The sequence below is a fragment of the Mesorhizobium sp. W050 genome (assembly GCF_054719535.1).
Genome location: NZ_JBTTIH010000001.1, coordinates 4,487,503 through 4,505,204, shown reverse-complemented (window position 1 = coordinate 4,505,204; position 17,702 = coordinate 4,487,503). Strand labels below are relative to the sequence as shown.

The 17,702-nt window shown below is 63.3% G+C and carries 18 protein-coding genes; all 18 read left to right on the top strand.

Going from position 1 to position 17,702, the window contains the following annotated elements:
- The first annotated feature begins 401 nt into the window (after positions 1-401).
- The 18 genes from ACYG9Y_RS21750 to trmB all read left to right on the top strand — a co-directional run bounded on the left by ACYG9Y_RS21750 (position 402) and on the right by trmB (position 17,670).
- The gene (locus ACYG9Y_RS21750; RefSeq protein WP_023692591.1) at positions 402-1,694 is read left to right on the top strand and encodes an imelysin family protein; all 1,293 of its coding nucleotides are present in this window, start codon (positions 402-404) and stop codon (positions 1,692-1,694) included.
- A gap of 59 nt (positions 1,695-1,753) precedes the next feature.
- Positions 1,754-2,065, top strand: coding sequence for a (2Fe-2S)-binding protein (locus tag ACYG9Y_RS21745; RefSeq protein ID WP_023669536.1), 312 nt, complete (start codon positions 1,754-1,756; stop codon positions 2,063-2,065).
- Positions 2,031-2,516, top strand: a complete 486-nt coding sequence (bfr, locus tag ACYG9Y_RS21740; protein ID WP_023669537.1) for a bacterioferritin — start codon at positions 2,031-2,033, stop codon at positions 2,514-2,516. Before ACYG9Y_RS21745 ends, bfr begins: the two co-directional genes overlap by 35 nt.
- A gap of 12 nt (positions 2,517-2,528) precedes the next feature.
- Positions 2,529-4,118: a di-heme oxidoreductase family protein gene (locus ACYG9Y_RS21735; protein WP_023692590.1), complete on the top strand. Its 1,590-nt coding sequence runs from the start codon at positions 2,529-2,531 to the stop codon at positions 4,116-4,118.
- Positions 4,118-5,197, top strand: coding sequence for an imelysin family protein (locus ACYG9Y_RS21730; RefSeq protein ID WP_023692589.1), 1,080 nt, complete (start codon positions 4,118-4,120; stop codon positions 5,195-5,197). Before ACYG9Y_RS21735 ends, ACYG9Y_RS21730 begins: the two co-directional genes overlap by 1 nt.
- Positions 5,198-5,199: 2 nt before the next feature.
- Positions 5,200-6,306, top strand: a complete 1,107-nt coding sequence (locus tag ACYG9Y_RS21725; RefSeq protein ID WP_023738176.1) for a DUF1513 domain-containing protein — start codon at positions 5,200-5,202, stop codon at positions 6,304-6,306.
- 107 nt (positions 6,307-6,413) lie between these two features.
- Positions 6,414-7,091, top strand: coding sequence for a tRNA (adenosine(37)-N6)-threonylcarbamoyltransferase complex dimerization subunit type 1 TsaB (gene tsaB, locus ACYG9Y_RS21720; RefSeq protein WP_023669541.1), 678 nt, complete (start codon positions 6,414-6,416; stop codon positions 7,089-7,091).
- Positions 7,091-7,585: a GNAT family N-acetyltransferase gene (locus ACYG9Y_RS21715; protein ID WP_023738177.1), complete on the top strand. Its 495-nt coding sequence runs from the start codon at positions 7,091-7,093 to the stop codon at positions 7,583-7,585. Before tsaB ends, ACYG9Y_RS21715 begins: the two co-directional genes overlap by 1 nt.
- 28 nt (positions 7,586-7,613) lie before the next feature.
- A complete protein-coding gene (gene olsA / locus ACYG9Y_RS21710) occupies positions 7,614-8,414 on the top strand; it encodes a lyso-ornithine lipid O-acyltransferase (RefSeq protein WP_023669543.1) in 801 nt (266 codons plus the stop codon).
- A gap of 76 nt (positions 8,415-8,490) precedes the next feature.
- A complete protein-coding gene (gene miaB / locus ACYG9Y_RS21705; protein ID WP_023669544.1) occupies positions 8,491-9,900 on the top strand; it encodes a tRNA (N6-isopentenyl adenosine(37)-C2)-methylthiotransferase MiaB in 1,410 nt (469 codons plus the stop codon).
- Between the two features lie 83 nt (positions 9,901-9,983).
- On the top strand, positions 9,984-10,976 hold the full coding sequence (locus tag ACYG9Y_RS21700; RefSeq protein WP_027049340.1) for a PhoH family protein: 993 nt from the start codon (positions 9,984-9,986) through the stop codon (positions 10,974-10,976).
- Positions 10,977-10,993: 17 nt separating this feature from the next.
- Positions 10,994-11,500 carry an rRNA maturation RNase YbeY gene (gene ybeY, locus ACYG9Y_RS21695; protein ID WP_023711440.1) on the top strand — a complete coding sequence of 169 codons (507 nt, stop codon included), beginning with the start codon at positions 10,994-10,996 and terminating at the stop codon, positions 11,498-11,500.
- Positions 11,501-11,528: 28 nt separating this feature from the next.
- The gene (locus ACYG9Y_RS21690; protein ID WP_023682011.1) at positions 11,529-12,623 is read left to right on the top strand and encodes a hemolysin family protein; all 1,095 of its coding nucleotides are present in this window, start codon (positions 11,529-11,531) and stop codon (positions 12,621-12,623) included.
- Between the two features lie 20 nt (positions 12,624-12,643).
- Positions 12,644-13,114: a VOC family protein gene (locus ACYG9Y_RS21685; protein WP_023738178.1), complete on the top strand. Its 471-nt coding sequence runs from the start codon at positions 12,644-12,646 to the stop codon at positions 13,112-13,114.
- 77 nt (positions 13,115-13,191) lie between these two features.
- Complete coding sequence (gene lnt / locus ACYG9Y_RS21680; protein WP_023715302.1) at positions 13,192-14,784, top strand: apolipoprotein N-acyltransferase; 1,593 nt, start codon at positions 13,192-13,194, stop codon at positions 14,782-14,784.
- A 136-nt stretch (positions 14,785-14,920) separates the two neighbouring features.
- The gene (locus ACYG9Y_RS21675) at positions 14,921-15,340 is read left to right on the top strand and encodes a helix-turn-helix domain-containing protein (protein WP_023669550.1); all 420 of its coding nucleotides are present in this window, start codon (positions 14,921-14,923) and stop codon (positions 15,338-15,340) included.
- Positions 15,341-15,562: 222 nt separating this feature from the next.
- Positions 15,563-16,828 (top strand): methionine adenosyltransferase, encoded by a 1,266-nt coding sequence (metK, locus tag ACYG9Y_RS21670; RefSeq protein WP_023669551.1) that lies wholly within the window; start codon positions 15,563-15,565, stop codon positions 16,826-16,828.
- Between the two features lie 140 nt (positions 16,829-16,968).
- Complete coding sequence (gene trmB / locus ACYG9Y_RS21665; protein WP_023738179.1) at positions 16,969-17,670, top strand: tRNA (guanine(46)-N(7))-methyltransferase TrmB; 702 nt, start codon at positions 16,969-16,971, stop codon at positions 17,668-17,670.
- Positions 17,671-17,702 lie beyond the last annotated feature (32 nt).

The window sequence follows — 17,702 nt, the reverse complement described above, 5'->3', positions numbered from 1 at the left end:
TCCGCCAGATGGCGATTGTCTGCCGCCGTCGCAAGAGCCCCGGTCCGGGTCGCACCCGGAACGGTCGCTTGTCAATCGCGCCGTCTCTCATCTTGGCTGCTGGCTATACGATTTAAAGTTGACAGTCCTAGTTTAGAATAATTCTAAACTGTTGTTTCAATTGAATTTTCTAGGGTTCACCAGTTGACTTCCGGCCTCGCCATCGTTTTATGGAGGCTCGCGCGTCAGCGCATCCCTTTGATGTTTGGGCCTTGAACCCGTTCGATTGGAGGCATTTGGTGTCTTTCTCCCGTGAGCCGCAGAGCGGCGCGGCATCTGTGGTGTCCTACGGCATGCCTATGTCCCGGCACCGTTTGGCACGCGCGCCTTTTACCGAATCCCCTTTGAACTGGAGACTGATGATGACAGCGCGATATGGCGGCAGACTGGCTGCGATCGGTGCCACGGCTATGTTGACGGCGGCGGTTTTCATCCTGCCGGCCAAGGCGGCGGAGATCGATGCCAAGGCGGTCATCAAGACCTATTCCGACATCGCGCTGGCCAAGTACGAGGATTCGCTGACCACGGCGCAGGCGCTCGACAAGGCTGTCGACGCGCTGCTTGCCAACCCGTCGGCGGACACGCTGAATGCCGCCCGCGATGCCTGGAAGGCGTCGCGCGTGCCCTACCAGCAGACCGAGGTCTACCGCTTCGGCAACAAGATCGTCGACGACTGGGAAGGCAAGGTGAACTCCTGGCCGCTCGACGAAGGCCTGATCGACTACGTCGCCAAGAGCTACGGCACCGAGTCCGACGCCAACGCGCTCTACACCGCCAATGTCATCGCCAACAAGGACATCGAGATCGACGGCAAGAAGGTCGACGCCTCGAAGCTTTCGCCGGAGTTCCTCGCCGGCACGCTGCAGGAGGCCGGCGGCATCGAGGCCAATGTCGCCACCGGTTATCACGCCATCGAATTCCTGCTCTGGGGCCAGGATTTGCACGGCACCGGCCCGGGCGCCGGCGAGCGTCCGTACACCGACTACGACCTCAAGAACTGCACCGGCGGCAATTGCGATCGCCGGGCCGAGTATCTGAAGTCGGCCAGCGATCTTCTGGTCTCCGACCTGCAGGAGATGGTCGGCAACTGGAAGGAAGACGGCGCCGCCCGCAAGAACCTCGTCGATGGCCAGCCGAACACCGCTATCTCGGTGATCTTCAACGGCATGGGCTCGCTGTCCTACGGCGAACTGGCCGGGGAGCGCATGAAACTCGGCCTGCTGCTGCACGATCCCGAAGAGGAGCACGACTGCTTCTCGGATAATACCTACAACTCGCATCTCTATGACGCCATCGGCATCCGCGCCGCCTATCTCGCCAGCTACACGCGCATCGACGGCACCGTCGTTTCAGGCCCGTCGGTGCACGATATGGTCAAGGCGGCCGATCCGGCGATCGACAAGGAACTGTCCGACAAGCTCGATGTCTCGGTCGCCAAGATGGAGGCGATCAAGGCGCGGGAAGTGGCCGGCGAGGCCTACGACCAGCAGATCGCCGAGGGCAACACCGAAGGCAATGCTACCGTGCAGGCGGCAATCGACGCGCTGGTCGACCAGACCAAGTCGATCGAACGCGCCGTCGGCGCGCTGAACCTGAACAACATAGCCTTCGAGGGGTCCGACAGCCTCGACGCACCGGACAAGGTGTTCAAGTAGCACCCCAACCAACTACCAGCCAAACGGCGCGGAGGGGCGCCGTCAGCCAGAGCCAATCCATGCTGATCTGCCATTGCAACATCATCACCGAAAAGGAGATTGAGCAGACGATCGTCGATCTGCTGGATCAGGACCCCTGGCAACTGATCGTGCCGGCGAAGGTCTATCACACGATGCAAAAGCGCGGTCGCTGTTGCGGCTGCTTCCCAAATGTGGTCGAAACGATCATTCGGGTCACCGAAAATTACCACACCCGTTCGGAGGCGAGCGGCGTGGACATCGTTTCACACCTGGATCGCGTCAGAGGCCTGCGCGTCCAATATGGGAGCAGAATCCATGAAAGGCGAACCGCAGATCATCGAGCGGCTTAACGAGGCTCTGTTCCTGGAGCTTGGCGCCGTCAATCAATACTGGGTGCATTTCCGCCTGCTCGAAGATTGGGGATATGCCAAGCTGGCAAAGAAGGAACGCGCCGAATCGATCGAGGAGATGCACCATGCCGACCGGCTGGTGGCCCGTATCATCTTCCTCGAAGGGCATCCCAATTTGCAGTCCGTGGCGCCGTTGCGCATCGGCCAGAACGTCAAGGAAGTGCTCGAATCCGATCTCGCCGGCGAATATGACGCACGCACCGCCTACAAGCGTTCGCGCGAGATCTGCAACGAAGCCGGCGACTACGTGACGATGAAGCTGTTCGAGGAATTGCTGGCGGATGAGGAAGGTCACATCGACTTCCTCGAGACGCAGCTCGACCTCCTTGCCTCGATCGGCGAGGAAAAATACGGCCAGCTCAACGCCGCATCGGCGGACGAGGCGGAATAGGACCATGCAGGAATGCGGCGCCCCATAGATATTCTGCGCCGCTTGCGGCGGGCCGCCGGCCCGCTGCTCCTCAAAAACCCGCGATATCAGGCCTTTCGCGGGCTTTCGGTTGTAACCCTGGCGGCAATTTTGGCCCCGGCCCTGGCCGGATCGTCGGAACCGGTCGGCCTCGCCACGAGCCGCACCGACCTGACGCCGAAGGACCAGGCCCGCGTCCTTGCAGTTACCAGGCCAACCCAGGATTTCTCCAAGCCCGAATCCTTCGAAACGATGCAAGGCGGCGCCGGCACGTCGCGCAAGCAGGTCGACCGCGACGCCTTCTCGCAACCCTCTGAAAACATTACCTTCGAGGAACAGGGCAATTTCAAGCTCGGCAATGCGCTTTTCCGCAAGAACTGGGTGTCGTCGCCATCCTCGACCCAGGCCTCGGACGGTCTCGGACCCCTGTTCAACGAGCGCGCCTGCCAGAATTGCCATTTGAAGGATGGCCGCGGCCGCCCGCCGGCCGCCGACAGCCGCACCACGTCGATGTTCCTGCGGCTGGCGCGCGATGCGAGCACGGCCGAGGAAAAAGCCGAGATTGCCGTGCACAAGGTGCTGAACTTCCCCGATCCGGTCTACGGCGCGCAGTTGCAGGAACTGGCGGTGCCCGGCCTCAAGGGCGAAGGCCGCATGTATGTCGATTATCGCAAGGAAAAGGTCACGCTCGGCGACGGTAGCATCGTTTCGCTGCGCAAGCCGAGCTATTCGCTCGACGGGCTTGGCTACGGCCCGCTTGACCCGCGCACCACGCTGTCGCCACGTCTGACCCCGCCCATGATCGGCCTTGGCCTGATCGAACAGATCGCGCCGGCCGACATCCTTGCCCATGCCGATCCCGACGACCGCGACGGCATTTCCGGCAAGCCCAACATGGTGCGTGACCTCAGCAGCGGGCAACTGACGCTTGGCCGCTTCGGTTGGAAGGCGCAGACCGCATCGATCCGCCAGCAGGCGGCGGACGCCTTTGCCGGCGATATCGGCATTTCGACGCCGGAAGAGCCCAGCCACTGGGGCGATTGCACCGCAGCCGAAGAGGCCTGCTTAGCCATGCCCAATGGCGTGCAGAAGCGGCTCGGCCCGGTCGAGGCGCCACCACCGGTGATGGACCTCGTCACCTTCTATTCACAGAACCTTGCGGTGCCGGCGCGGCGCGATGTCGGCGCACCCGCCGTGCTCGCCGGCAAGAAGCTGTTCTACGAGATGGGCTGCATTGCCTGCCATACGCCGAAATTCGTCACCATGCGCGGGAACAAGGCGCAGGCGTTCCAACTGATCTGGCCCTATTCCGACTTTCTGCTGCACGACATGGGGCCTGGCCTTGCCGACGGCCAGGCGGTGGGCGATGCCACGGGCAGTGAATGGCGCACCCCGCCGCTATGGGGCATCGGCCTGACAAAGACCGTCAACGGCAACGCTTTCTTCCTGCATGACGGGCGTGCGCGCACGCTTACCGAAGCGATCCTGTGGCATGGCGGCGAGGGGCAGAAGGCGCGCGATCGCTTTGCCGCCGCCAATACGGCCGACCGCGATGCTCTCATCAAATTCCTGGAGTCATTCTGATGCTCAAGCGGGTTTTGCCTGTTCTCCTCCTCCCATTGGCTCTGTTCGGTGCGTCCCCGGCATCGGCCTCGGTGAAAGCCTCCGACGTGATCCAAAGAGCGATCGACGGCTTTGTCCGCCCCGCCTATGCCAGCCTGCATGGCCATGCCGGCACCTTGGCGAAGGCCATGGACGCGCTCTGCCAGGCGCCGTCGCAGGGCAACCTCGATGCCGCGCATGCCGGATTCTCGGCCACGGTCGCAGCTTGGTCGTCGGCTGAAATCATCGGCTTCGGGCCAATCAAGGAGAACAACCGGCTGGAGCGCATGCTCTACTGGCCGGACCGAAAGAGCATCGGCCTGAAGCAGGTGCAGGCGGCGCTGGCCGGCAAGGATCCGACCGCCACCGATCCGGCGCAGCTGGCGGGCAAGAGTGTCGCGATGCAGGGATTAGGGGCGCTTGAGTTCGTGCTTTACGGCGACGGCGCCGAGACGCTCGTCGGCAAGGACGAGCCCTATCGCTGCGCCTATGGCGCGGCAGTCGCCAAGAACATCGAGACCATGGCGGCCGATGTCGACGCGGCCTGGAAAAAACCGGACGGTTTTGCAGCCTCGTGGGCTAATCCCGGACCCGACAATGCGCTTTACCGCGACGGCACCGAAGCGGTGACCGAACTGGTCGGCGTCTTCATCAACGAGCTGGAAATGGTCCGCGACGTGCGCCTCAAAGGTTTTTTCGGCGCCAAGCCGGAGGCTGACAAGCCAAGGCAGGCGATCTACTGGCGGTCGCAAAACACCGGCCTGTCATTAGCCGGCAACCTCTCCGGCATTGATGCGCTGTTCCAGGCCTCGAAGCTCGGCGACGCGCTGCCCGAGGATAGCAGATGGATGGCGGAATCCATCCATATCCAGCTCATCAATGGCGTTGCCACTGCCAAATCCATCCAGGGTCCGATCGACAAGACGCTGGCCGATCCCGCGGAGCGCGGAAAACTCGAGCATTTCGCGCTGATCACCTCCAGCCTGTCGGGCCTGATCGGAACCAGGCTGACCGCCGAGTTCGGCCTGACCGCCGGCTTCTCCTCGCTCGACGGAGACTGATCATGAGGACGCCGCTGATCGACCGCCGCGATTTTCTCAGGGCTGCCGGCGCCGGCTTCGTCGCGTCAATGGCGCCGCGGGCCTGGGCGGACACGCTTGCCGCCGATGCCGTCTTTGCCACCGCCTTCGGCAAGCGCGACGGCAGCTTTGGCGCCGCTGTGTTGTCGGAAGCCGGAAAAGTATTGCATGCGATCGACCTGCCCGACCGTGGCCACGACGTCACCTTCGATCCGGCCTCAAAGCGCTCCGTGGTCTTCGCCCGGCAACCCGGCACCTTCGCCGTGGTCTTCGACCATGCCGGCCGCGAGCCGCCGCTGACCATCGCCAGCATCACCGGTCGGCATTTCTTCGGCCACGGTGTGTTTTCCACCGACGGCGCGCTGCTTTACGCCACCGAAAACAATTTCGACAATGCCGCCGGCGTCGTCGGGATCTACCACGCACGGGCCAAGTTCAGCCGCATCGGCGAGTTTCCGACCTATGGCATGGGGCCGCATGAGCTCTTGCTGCTCGGAGACGGCCGGACGATCGCCATCGCCAATGGCGGCATCGAGACCCATCCCGACTATGGCCGCGCCGAGCTCAACATCGCCACCATGAAGCCGTCCTATGTGCTGGTCGATCGCACAACCGGCGATCTCATCGAAAAGCACGAACTGCCGCCGGCTCTGCACCAGCTGTCGATTCGCCACATGGATGCCGACCCCACAGGCACCATCTGGTTCGGCTGCCAGTACCGCGGGCCGGGCACCGAGCGGCCACCGCTGGTCGGCCGCGCCACGCGCGGCAAGGGGCTGCAGCTGCTCGACATGCCGCAGGACGTGCTATCCGGCTTCCGGAATTACATCGGCTCGGTCGCCGCCAACCCGATTGCCGGCACGGTCGCGGTGTCTTCGCCGGAAGGCAATTCGCTGGCCGTCATCGACGCCGCCAGCGGCAAGATCGTCGCCACCAAGGCGCTGGTCGAGGTCTGCGGCCTGGCGCCCGACGGCCCGGGCTTCATGGCAACCACGGGTGCTGGCGAAATCATCGAAGGCAGCGGCGCGACGCGCTCCGAGCCCGACTATGTCTGGGACAACCACATGCTGCGCATCGCGCCGGCGGCGTAAGCCGTCCGGCCTGCACCGAAGCGAAGCCACTTAACAATTTACGCGCTGGCTCTTGCGGCGGCGCGCCGTGGCGGGCAGAGGGAGACTGTTTTTCGAACCGGTCGCCCATGAAACTGCTCGCCATCGACTGTGCCGCCAATCTCTGCGCCGCTTGCGTCTATGACGCATCGGGCGGCAGAGAACTTGGCCGCTCGGTACTCGATCTCGGCAAAGGCCATGCCGAACACCTGATGGCTGTCATTGACGAAGCGCTGAAAGCGGACGGCACCGATTATGCCGGCCTTGGCGCCGTTGCGGTTTCCATCGGTCCGGGTTCCTTCACCGGCCTGCGGGTGGGCGTCTCGGCGGCGCGCGGCCTGGCGCTGGCGCTGAAGATCCCGGCGATCGGGGTAACGACACTGGAGGCGCTGGCGGCCGAGGCGAGGGCGGCATTTCCCGGCCGCCCGGTCCTGGCCGCTCTCGATGCCGGCCGCGAGGAAATCCATGCCGCGCTTTACGATGCGGAAGCGATTTTGCGCTATGGTCCGGCGGTGACCACACTTGCGCAAGCCGCGGGAATGGCGGCGGACAATCGTCCGGTGCTTGCCGGCACGGCCGCCGTGCAGATCGCAGCCGCGGCCGGTCGCGATTTCGATATCGGCCCGACGGCTGCCACCGCCGACATTGCCGTCTACGCCCGGCTCGCCGCTGCAAAAGGCGAGGGCGACAAGCCGAAGCCACTCTATCTGCGCGGCGCCGATGCCAAGGCGCAGGCCGGGTTCATCCTGTTGAGGCAGGAAAAGTGATGCGCATCCCTTTCCTCCAGCCGCGCCGCAGGGACTATGCGCTCGAGCCGCTGACCATCGCCGACAGCCCGGCAGCGTCGGTGCTGCACCGCGAGGATTTCGTCCGGCCCTGGACCGATGGCGAGTTCGCCGCGTTGCTCGAACAGGAAACCGTGTTCGGCTATGCCGCGCGCGAAATCGGCCAGGGCGCCAAGCCGCCGGTCGGCTTCGTGCTGGCCAGGCTTGCAGCCGGCGAGGGCGAGATTCTGACCGTGGGGGTGGCGCGCTCGCATCGCCGCCAGGGGCTCGGCTGGCAATTGATGGACGCCGTACTGCGCGAATTGCATGCGCAGCGCGCCGAGGCGCTGTTCCTTGAGGTCGACGAGACCAATGTCGCTGCCATCGCCCTCTACCGGCGGCTGGGCTTCCGCCAGGTCGGGCACCGCGCCAATTATTACCGCTCGACCGAACATGGTCCTACCGGCGCGCTTGTCATGCGCCGCGATCTTCGCTAGCCAAAGTTTTGGGGCAGGGCCAAGCTGCATGATCGGAAAAATCAGGATTTTCCTGGCGCTGAGCCTCGTTGTCATCGGTTCGCTGGTCCTTGTGCCTTTGCAGCTGCTGTCGATGAAGACTGGAATCTGGCGCGAGACGGTCATTCTGAAGGCCTGGCACAGCCTCATCGTCCGGACGCTCGGCCTGCGCATCCATGTCAAAGGTGCGCTGTCCAGCCAGCGCCCGCTGCTGGTCGCCTCGAACCATATCTCCTGGACCGACATCATGGTGCTGGGCTCCTTTGCCGATGTGACCTTCATCGCTCGGGCGGACATGGAGGGATGGCCGCTGATCGGCTGGCTGTCGAAATTGCAGCGTACGGTCTTCATCGAACGCGAGCGTAAGCGGACAGCTGGCGACCAGGCCAGCGAGATCGCCAGCCGCATGGCCAAGGGCGACGCTATGGTGCTATTTGCCGAGGGCTCTACCGGCGACGGCAACACCATCCTGCCGTTCAAGAGCACCTTGTTCGGCGCCGCCTCGATGGCGATTTCGGAAGGCGCGGCCGAGCAGGTCTTCATCCAGCCGCTGGCGATTGCCTACACGCGGGTGCACGGCGTGCCTCTCGGCCGTCGCCACCGGCCGCTCGCTGCCTGGATCGGCGATCAGGACCTGATGCCGCATCTCAAGGTGCTGATGGCCGAAGGCGCCATTGACGTCGAGGTGCATTTCGGCGAGCCCATCGCCTTTTCCAAGGGCTCGAACCGCAAGGAAACGTCGAGGATGATGGAAAGCAAGGTGCGCGCCATGATGCAGGCCGCGCTCGCCGATCCCCGACCGAGCCGCTAGCGCAGGCCGAGCGCCTACAGGCCGATGCCCGAGAATCGTCTGTTTTTTGTCACGGAAAGGCGTTAGAAGCCGCCGGATGGATTTGAACACGATAGAGCGGAACGAAACCGACAGCGCCTCGCAAAGCGCTGCTGCGGCGTCCGCCCCGGCCAAAAAGGTCTTCGTCAAGACCTATGGCTGCCAGATGAATGTCTATGACTCACAGCGCATGACCGATGCGCTGGCCGCCGACGGCTACACCGCGACCGATGTCATCGCCGACGCCGACCTGGTGCTGCTCAACACCTGCCATATCAGGGAGAAGGCGGCGGAAAAGGTCTATTCTGAGCTCGGCCGCATCCGCGACATGAAGGCTGAACGCGCAGCAGTTGGGCGCGAAATGCTGATCGGCGTCGCCGGTTGCGTCGCGCAGGCCGAAGGCCCGGAAATCATCCGCCGTTCGCCTGCTGTCGATCTGGTCATCGGCCCGCAGACCTATCACCGGCTGCCCGATGTGCTGGCCCGGGTGCGTGGCGGCGAAAAGATCGTCGAGACCGAATACGCCATCGAGGACAAGTTCGAGCATCTGCCGCAGCCGAAGCGTGCCGAAATGATCAAGCGCGGCGTCACCGCCTTCCTCACGGTACAGGAAGGCTGCGACAAATTCTGCACCTTCTGCGTCGTGCCCTATACCAGGGGCTCGGAAGTGTCGCGGCCGGTGGCGCAGATCGTCGCCGAAGCCGAGCGGCTGGCCGATGCCGGTGTGCGCGAGGTGACGCTGCTGGGGCAGAACGTCAATGCATGGCACGGCAAGGGTGAGGATGGCATGGAATGGGGGCTTGGTCGCCTGCTGTTCCGGCTGGCCGAAATTCCTGGCCTGGCGCGGCTGCGCTACACCACCAGCCATCCGCGCGACATGGACGACGAATTGATCGCTGCCCATCGCGATCTCCCGGCTTTGATGCCTTATCTGCACCTGCCGGTGCAATCCGGGTCAGACCGCATCCTCAAGGCGATGAACCGCAGGCACACGGCCAAGGACTATCTGGCGCTGCTCGAGCGCATCCGCGCTGCGCGCGGCGACATCGCGCTGTCCGGTGACTTCATCGTCGGCTTCCCCGGCGAAACCGAGGCGGATTTCGAGGCGACGATGGGTCTGGTGCGCCAGGTGAACTACGCCTCGGCCTTCTCGTTCAAATATTCGCCGCGTCCCGGCACGCCGGGCGCCGATATGCCCGATCACGTGCCGGAAGCGGTCAAGGATGAACGTTTGCAACAGCTGCAGGCATTGTTGCTCAAGCAGCAGCAGGATTTCGGCCTGGGCCTGGTCGGCAGCACCATCGACACGCTGATCGAGAAGCCCGGCCGTCAGGCCGGCCAGAAGGTCGGCCGCTCGCCCTGGCTGCAGCCGGTTATTGTTGATGAAAAGGCCGGCGAAATCGGTGACATTATCCGGGTGCGAATCACGAAGACGGGCTACAATAGCCTGTTCGCCGAGTTGGCTTGATGGCCTCGGCAGATGAGGAGAGACGGTTGAGCGCTGCTGAAGTGAAGACTCTGCCCCAGAACCAGACGTCCGGGGCCTCTGACATGGCGCACATCGTTCTGACTTTCGACAACAACAAGCTTGCCAGCGCCCTGTACGGCCAGTTCGACGAGAACCTGGCCCGGCTCGAGCAGAAGCTCGGCGTCGACATCCGCTCGCGCGGCAACCAGCTCACCATCAAGGGCTCGGCCTCGGCGGCCGAGCAGGCGCGCCGCGCGCTCGACAATCTCTACGGCATTCTCCAGAAGGGCACCGATATTGGCCAGTCCGACGTCGATGGCGCCGTGCGCATGGCGATTGCCGCCGACGACCAGCTGACGCTGCCGACGCTGGAACGCAAGGGCAAGGTTTCGGCCGCCCAGATCTCCACCCGCAAGAAGACGATCTATGCCCGTTCGCTCAACCAGGACGCCTATATGCGGGCGCTGGAGCGTTCGGAACTTGTCTTCGGCATTGGCCCCGCCGGCACCGGCAAGACCTATCTGGCGGTGGCGCATGCGGCGATGCTGCTCGAACGCGGCATGGTCGAGCGCATCATCCTGTCACGCCCAGCGGTCGAGGCCGGCGAGCGGCTGGGTTTTCTGCCCGGCGATATGAAGGAAAAGGTCGATCCGTACCTGCGGCCCCTCTATGACGCGCTCTACGACATGATGCCGGCCGACAAGGTCGAACGTGCTATCGCTGCCGAGGTCATCGAAATCGCGCCGCTGGCCTTCATGCGCGGCCGCACGCTGGCGCATGCCGCCGTCATCCTCGACGAGGCGCAGAACACCACGCCGATGCAGATGAAGATGTTTTTGACCCGCCTCGGCGAGAATTCGCGCATGATCGTCACCGGCGATCCGACGCAGATCGATCTGCCTCCAAGCACCAAGTCGGGCCTCGTCGAAGCCTTGCGTGTCCTTGACGGCGTGGCCGGCGCGGTAACCGTGCGCTTCAACGATGTCGACGTTGTGCGCCACCCGCTGGTGGCCGAAATCGTCAGGGCCTATGACCGCGACGCCAAGCTGGCACGCGGCCTCGGCGCCGAGAGCTGATGTGACGATGCGGGCTCATGCCTGAAGACATAAGACCTGGCGGCGGGGACAGTTCGGTTCCCGTCGAGATCGATATGTCGGTCGAGGCCGGCGACTGGCCCGATGAGGCGGCGCTGACGCGTCTGGTCGATCGCGCCGTGTCGGCTGCCTTTGCCGAAACCGCTGCTGCCGGTCCTTCCGAACTCAGCATCGTCTTTTCCAACGATGCCCATATCCGTACCCTCAATGCCGGCTGGCGCGGCAAGGACAAGGCGACCAACGTCTTGTCTTTCCCGGCTTTTCCGTTCCCCAGGGGTGGCAAGCTGCCGCCCATGCTGGGTGACATCGTGCTGGCCGCCGAGACGGTGGCGCGCGAAGCCGCCCTGGAAGACAAGCCCTTCGAGAACCATATCACCCATCTCGTCGTCCACGGCCTGCTGCATTTGCTGGGCTACGATCACGAGACCGATGCAGAGGCCGAGGAGATGGAAGCCATCGAGCGCTCGGCGCTCGCAAGGCTTGCCATTCCCGATCCCTACACGTAATGACAAAAGACCAATTGACCGGACGACGATGAACGACAAACCAGAAACTGCCGCCCGCCCCGAGGCTGGCAGTGCGACAAAGCCTTCCGATACGACGGAAGAGGGATCGAGTCCGAGTCCCAGTTCCGGCAGCCCTGCTTCTGGTAGCATTGCCAGCGAGCCATCGCCTGCCGGTCCGTCCCTGTTCGACCGCGTCTTGGGCCTTTTCAGGCAGCGGAACGGCACCAGCCTGCGCGAGGAAATCGCCGGCGCGCTTGCCGAAACGACCAGCGATGCCGGGTCTTTCTCGCCCGGCGAACGCGCCATGCTCAACAACATATTGCGCCTGCGCGAGGTACGCGTCGAGGACGTCATGGTGCCGCGCGCCGATATTGAGGCCGTCGAGATCACCACGACGTTGGGCGATCTCCTCGGTCTGTTCGAGCAGTCCGGCCATTCCCGCATGCCGGTCTATTCCGAGACGCTCGACGATCCGCGCGGCATGGTTCACATCCGCGACGTGCTGGCCCACATCACCAAGGTCGCCCGGGTCAAGAAGGGCAGAACATCCAGGAAGACGCCGGCAACGACGCTTCTCGACCTCGCCCAGGTCGATCTCGGCCGCACCATCGGCGACCTCAATCTGATCCGCCCGGTGCTGTTCGTGCCGCCCTCGATGCTTGCCTCCGACCTGATGGGCCATATGCAGACGACGCGAACCCAGATGGCGCTGGTCATCGACGAATATGGCGGCACCGATGGTCTCGCCTCGCTGGAAGACATCGTCGAGATGGTCGTCGGCGATATCGAGGACGAGCATGACGAGGACGAGCCGCTGATCACCCAGACCGGCGAGGGCGTGTTCGTCGTCGACGGCAAGGCCGAGATCGACGAGGTCGCCAAGATGATCGGCGAGGACTTTACCGCCGGTGAGCATGGTGAATATGTCGACACGATCGGCGGCATGATTTTCAACACGCTCGGTCGCGTGCCCGCGCGTGGTGAGGTTGTGCAAGCCATTCCCGGCTTCGAATTCCACGTGCTCGACGCCGATCCGCGCCGCGTCAAGCGGGTGCGCATCGTCCAGAACCAGAAGGGCGAGCGTCGCCGCCGCGTGACCGCCCCCCGCACCGAGCAGGCCTAGGACAGAACGTTGCCCGGCCGATGACGATCGACGATCCCTTCAAGCACTCAACCTTTGGCTCGGGTGTCTTCTACAAGGACCCGCGAGCCGCATTGAAATGGCTCGAAACGGCCTTCGGCTTCGAGCCGAGCATGGTGGTCAGCGATGCCGACGGACGGCTGGTCCATGCCGAAATGCGCTTTGGCGACGGCTACATCATCGTCGATTCCGAATGGGCCGATCATATTGCCAGTCCGGTAAGCGTCGGCGGCAAGAACACTCAGTCGGTCTGTGTGCGTCTGAAAGACGGCCTGGACGTGCATTGTGAGCGGGCAATGGCGGCTGGAGCCCAAATCGTCGAGGAGCCTGCCGACCATTTCTACGGCGAACGGCAGTATCGGGCGCGCGACCCCGAAAGCCATGTCTGGACCTTCTCCCAGACCTTGCGCACCGTGCCGCGCGAGGAGGCCGAGCAACTGAGCGGGCTAACCATCGAGGGATGGCACCGATAGCGCAGCGATCGGCCGGTTCGCGTTTCAATAAATCTGATAAATCTTGGCTCTTGATTCGCGCGACCTGGGAAGTCTGTATGGAGCGCCTTGCCGGCCGGATAATTCTGCTTTGGGGCTGGCGGCGCGCGCTGGTGGCGTTTCTTGCCGGGGCGCTGGCGGTGCTCGCCCAGGCGCCTTACGATTTCTTCGCCGTCTGTTTCGTCTCGTTTCCACTGCTGGTCTGGCTGCTCGACGGCGCCACCGGCGAGGCTTCCGACGGCTGGCTCAGGCGCCTGCGGCCGGCTTTTGCCATCGGCTGGTGGTTCGGCTTCGGCTATTTCCTCGCCGGCCTGTGGTGGATCGGCGAGGCGCTTCTGGTCGAGGCCGACAGTTTCGCCTGGGCCTTACCCTTCGCGGTCGTAGGCATTCCTTTGGCGCTGGCATTTTTCTACGGCTTCGCCACCGTCGTCGCGCGGCTGTTATGGACCAACGATATTGGCCGCGTTGCCGCCCTTGCCTTTGCTTTTGGCCTGACGGAATGGCTGCGCGGCTTCCTGTTCACCGGCTTTCCCTGGAATGCCGTCGGCTATGCGGCGATGCCCGTGCCGCTGTTGATGCAAAGCGTGTCGGTGACCGGCATGGTCGGCATGAACGCGCTGGCGGTCTTTGTCTTCGCCATGCCGGCCTTGCTTGCAGCACGCCGGCATGTCCGTCTCGGTGTGGTCCTGCTTGCCATTCTCGTCGCCGCCCATGCCGGCTTCGGCTATGTCAGGCTCGCGACCCCCGACAAGCCGGCAACCCGCACTCTCGATGTCCGTATCGTGCAACCGGATGTCGACCTCAGCGAAAAATGGGACACTTCGGTGCGCGACCGCATCTTCGCCACGATGATGGGCCTGTCGGCCGCAGCGCCCGATCCCGGCCATAACAAACCGCAGTTGATCCTGTGGCCGGAGACCTCGGTACCCTTCCTGTTCACCGAGCGTCCGGACGCGCTGACCGCGGTCGGCGACATGCTGCAGCCTGGTCAGATGCTGATTGCCGGCGTCGTGCGCGAGGAGCGCGGATCCGGGGCGGATGCCGACAGCCGCTACTACAATTCGGTGGTGGCGATCGATGACAAGGGCGAAATCGCTGATGCCGTCGACAAGGTCCATCTGGTCCCGTTCGGCGAGTATCTGCCGTTTTCCGGTCTGCTCAGCCGCTTCGGCATCGGACAGCTCGTCGCCGGGCCGATGAATTTCGCCGCCGGCAACGAGCGCCATCCGATCGCTTTGCCCGGCGGCATCAGCGCCTTGCCGTTTATTTGCTACGAGGTGATCTTTCCTGATCTTGTGGCTGTTGACGCAACGTCATCCCAGCTTATTGTGAACGTCACCAACGACGCATGGTTCGGCGACACGCCCGGGCCGTACCAGCATTTCAGGCAGGCTCAGATTCGCGCGGTGGAAAACGGATTGCCGCTGTTGCGCGCCGCCAACAACGGCATTTCCGCCGTTGTCGATACGCGCGGACGCATCGTCGACGCATTGGCGGTCGATGCACGTGGCGCCATCGACGTGCGGGTGCCGATCTCCGGCCAAGCCTTCATCTCCGCCGCGCGGCGGCGCATTAACGGAATGCTGATCATGTTGGTGTTTGCCGCAATCGCCCTCAGCTTGAACGTAAGGCAACGGCTACGGGTGAATTGACAGTCGACACATTAGAAACTCATACTGTTACCGCCTAATTTTCTCGAAGTCGGTTGGTGTTTCTGTTGGGGCAGTTGGCTCCGGCTTCGTTGGGCGAGAAAAATAGAAAAGGCCGGAAAAATTCGGCGAGGAAAAAATGACAGAAGAAAACAAGAAGAAACCGAATCCGATCGACATCCATGTCGGAAGTCGCGTCCGCCTTCGGCGCAATATGCTTGGAATGAGCCAGGAAAAGCTTGGTGAAAATCTCGGTATTACGTTTCAGCAGATCCAAAAATATGAAAAAGGAACGAACCGCGTCGGCGCCAGCCGTCTGCAGGCAATAGCCTCGATACTCAGCGTGCCTGTCGCCTTCTTTTTCGAGGATGCGCCAGGGCAGGAGCCGGTGGGTAATAGAGGATTTGCCGAGGACACTTCGATGGCTTTCGCCGTCGAATTCTGCGGCAGTCCGGAAGGGCTTCAGCTCAACCGCGCGTTCGTCAAGATCGCGGATGTGAAGGTGCGCCGCCGGATTATCGACCTTGTGAAGTCCCTTTCTGCCGAAGATGCCGAGTGATTCGGTGGGTCGATTGACCCATTGGCCCCAGTAATCCCCTGGGCCCGAGTAGCCCAGAGGCTCGACTGCCGGCGGCGCCAAGCCGCCGGTGGTACAAGATATATTGCTGCGACACTCATGCCAGAACCGCGGCACCGCTTGACGAGCGGCGTCCGGCACCGTTAACACGTGGCGCGCCAAAATCGGCAGCCCTGCCGATCGTTTTTTCAAGAGGGGACACCCGTGACGCGGCAGAACTACTTCTTCACCTCGGAATCCGTGGCCGAGGGTCATCCCGACAAAGTCTGTGACCGCATCTCGGACGAGATCGTCGATCTGGTCTATCGCGAGGCCAAGAAGACCGGCATGGACCCGTGGAAAGTCCGCGTCGCCTGCGAGACGCTCGCCACCACCAACCGCGTCGTCATCGCCGGCGAAGTAAGGGTTCCCGATACTCTGCTGAAGCGGGACAAAGCCGGCAACATCCTCAAGGACGCCGCCGGGCATTCGGTCGTCAACCCGGCCAAGTTCAAGTCGGTCGCCCGCAAGGCGATCCGCGAAATCGGCTACGAGCAGGCCGGCTTCCACTGGAAGACGGCAAAGATCGAGGTTCTGCTGCACGGCCAGTCGCCCGACATCGGCCAGGGCGTCGACAACGCCGCCGACCGCCAGGGCGAAGAGGGTGCCGGCGACCAGGGCATCATGTTCGGCTATGCCTGCCGCGAGACCCCGGACCTGATGCCGGCGCCGATCTATTACAGCCACAAGATTCTCGAACTGCTCGCCGCTGCCCGTCACGAAAACAACGGCGAAGCCGGCAAGCTCGGGCCTGACGCCAAGAGCCAGGTCACCGTTCGCTATGTCGATGGCAAGGCCGCCGAAGCGACTCAGATCGTGCTGTCGACGCAGCATCTCGACGCGACCTGGGATTCCAAGAAGGTCCGCAAGGTCGTTGAGCCTTACATCCGTGAGGCGCTCGGCGACCTCAAGATCGCCGACGATTGCATGTGGTACATCAACCCGACCGGCAAGTTCGTCATCGGTGGGCCGGACGGCGACGCCGGCCTGACCGGCCGCAAGATCATCGTCGACACCTACGGTGGTGCTGCCCCGCACGGCGGCGGCGCCTTCTCCGGCAAGGACACCACCAAGGTCGACCGCTCTGCCGCCTATGCGGCGCGCTATCTCGCCAAAAATGTAGTGGCGGCCAAGCTCGCCGACCGCTGCACCATCCAGCTGTCCTACGCCATCGGCGTTGCCCAGCCGCTGTCGGTCTATGTCGACCTGCACGGCACCGGCAAGGTCGACGAGGCCAAGCTCGAGGAAGCGCTGCGCACGGTGATGGATTTGTCGCCATCCGGCATCCGCAGGCATCTCGACCTCAACAAGCCGATCTACGCAAAGACCTCGTCCTACGGCCATTTCGGCCGCAAGGCCGGCCGAGACGGGTCCTTCTCCTGGGAAAAGACCGATCTGGCCAAGGCGCTCAAGGACGCGATCGCTGCTTAGGCATGATTCCAAAAAGTGGGTACCGGTTTTTTGGAAAAGATCATGCTCCAACAAAGGATTAGATTGAGATGAGATTTCAGCCAAATCTCATCTCAATCCCAAATCTCATCTCAATCTAAGCGCGGCGCGCGAACCAAGCCATGGATCCACAGGACAGGCGGAGCCGGGCGACCGAAGGGTTCTTCGGCCGCCGGCACGGCAAGACCATTCGCCCGCAGCAGGCGGCGGCGCTGGAAAGCGGTCTTGGGGCCTATGGCCTCGACCTCTCCGTCCAGGCACCGGCAGAATTGCGCGCGCTATTCTCAGCGGATGTTTCAACGGTTCGGCTGGAAATCGGCTTCGGCGGCGGTGAGCATCTGCTGCACCGTGCCACGGAGGCACCGGCGACCGGCTTCATCGGTGTCGAGCCGTTCGTCAACGGCATGGCCAAGCTGATGATGGCGGTGCGGGAAAAGCCGCTTGCCAATCTTCGCGTTTATGACGACGACGCCACGCGCCTGCTCGATTGGTTGCCGCAGACGTCGCTCGACGGCATCGATCTGCTCTACCCCGATCCCTGGCCGAAGAAAAAGCACTGGAAGCGGCGTTTTGTCAGCCCGCTCAACCTCGATCGGTTCGCGCGCGTGCTGAAGCCGGGCGGAAAATTCCGCTTCGCATCCGACATCGACACCTATGTGAACTGGACCTTGTTGCACTGTCGGGCGCATGGCGGGCTCCTCTGGCAGGTGCAAGATGGGGCCGACTGGCATCGGCCCTATGAAGGCTGGCCGGGCACACGCTACGAGGCAAAAGCCATTCGCGAGGGCCGACGGCCGGCCTATCTCACCTTCATCAGAAAATAGTTCGATGCGGGAAAGTGTCCCGCATCGACAGC

What these genes read in the sequence shown, in the direction of transcription:
- ACYG9Y_RS21735 (WP_023692590.1), top strand. Translation starts at nt 2,529, where the DNA reads ATGCGGCGCCCCATAGATATTCTGCGCCGCTTGCGGCGGGCCGCCGGC.
- ACYG9Y_RS21675 (WP_023669550.1), top strand. Translation starts at nt 14,921, where the DNA reads ATGACAGAAGAAAACAAGAAGAAACCGAATCCGATCGACATCCATGTC.
- ACYG9Y_RS21730 (WP_023692589.1), top strand. Translation starts at nt 4,118, where the DNA reads ATGCTCAAGCGGGTTTTGCCTGTTCTCCTCCTCCCATTGGCTCTGTTC.
- ybeY (WP_023711440.1), top strand. Translation starts at nt 10,994, where the DNA reads ATGCCTGAAGACATAAGACCTGGCGGCGGGGACAGTTCGGTTCCCGTC.
- trmB (WP_023738179.1), top strand. Translation starts at nt 16,969, where the DNA reads ATGGATCCACAGGACAGGCGGAGCCGGGCGACCGAAGGGTTCTTCGGC.
- ACYG9Y_RS21690 (WP_023682011.1), top strand. Translation starts at nt 11,529, where the DNA reads ATGAACGACAAACCAGAAACTGCCGCCCGCCCCGAGGCTGGCAGTGCG.
- lnt (WP_023715302.1), top strand. Translation starts at nt 13,192, where the DNA reads ATGGAGCGCCTTGCCGGCCGGATAATTCTGCTTTGGGGCTGGCGGCGC.
- ACYG9Y_RS21685 (WP_023738178.1), top strand. Translation starts at nt 12,644, where the DNA reads ATGACGATCGACGATCCCTTCAAGCACTCAACCTTTGGCTCGGGTGTC.
- miaB (WP_023669544.1), top strand. Translation starts at nt 8,491, where the DNA reads ATGGATTTGAACACGATAGAGCGGAACGAAACCGACAGCGCCTCGCAA.
- ACYG9Y_RS21745 (WP_023669536.1), top strand. Translation starts at nt 1,754, where the DNA reads ATGCTGATCTGCCATTGCAACATCATCACCGAAAAGGAGATTGAGCAG.
- ACYG9Y_RS21725 (WP_023738176.1), top strand. Translation starts at nt 5,200, where the DNA reads ATGAGGACGCCGCTGATCGACCGCCGCGATTTTCTCAGGGCTGCCGGC.
- ACYG9Y_RS21715 (WP_023738177.1), top strand. Translation starts at nt 7,091, where the DNA reads ATGCGCATCCCTTTCCTCCAGCCGCGCCGCAGGGACTATGCGCTCGAG.
- tsaB (WP_023669541.1), top strand. Translation starts at nt 6,414, where the DNA reads ATGAAACTGCTCGCCATCGACTGTGCCGCCAATCTCTGCGCCGCTTGC.
- ACYG9Y_RS21750 (WP_023692591.1), top strand. Translation starts at nt 402, where the DNA reads ATGACAGCGCGATATGGCGGCAGACTGGCTGCGATCGGTGCCACGGCT.
- ACYG9Y_RS21700 (WP_027049340.1), top strand. Translation starts at nt 9,984, where the DNA reads ATGGCGCACATCGTTCTGACTTTCGACAACAACAAGCTTGCCAGCGCC.
- bfr (WP_023669537.1), top strand. Translation starts at nt 2,031, where the DNA reads ATGAAAGGCGAACCGCAGATCATCGAGCGGCTTAACGAGGCTCTGTTC.
- olsA (WP_023669543.1), top strand. Translation starts at nt 7,614, where the DNA reads ATGATCGGAAAAATCAGGATTTTCCTGGCGCTGAGCCTCGTTGTCATC.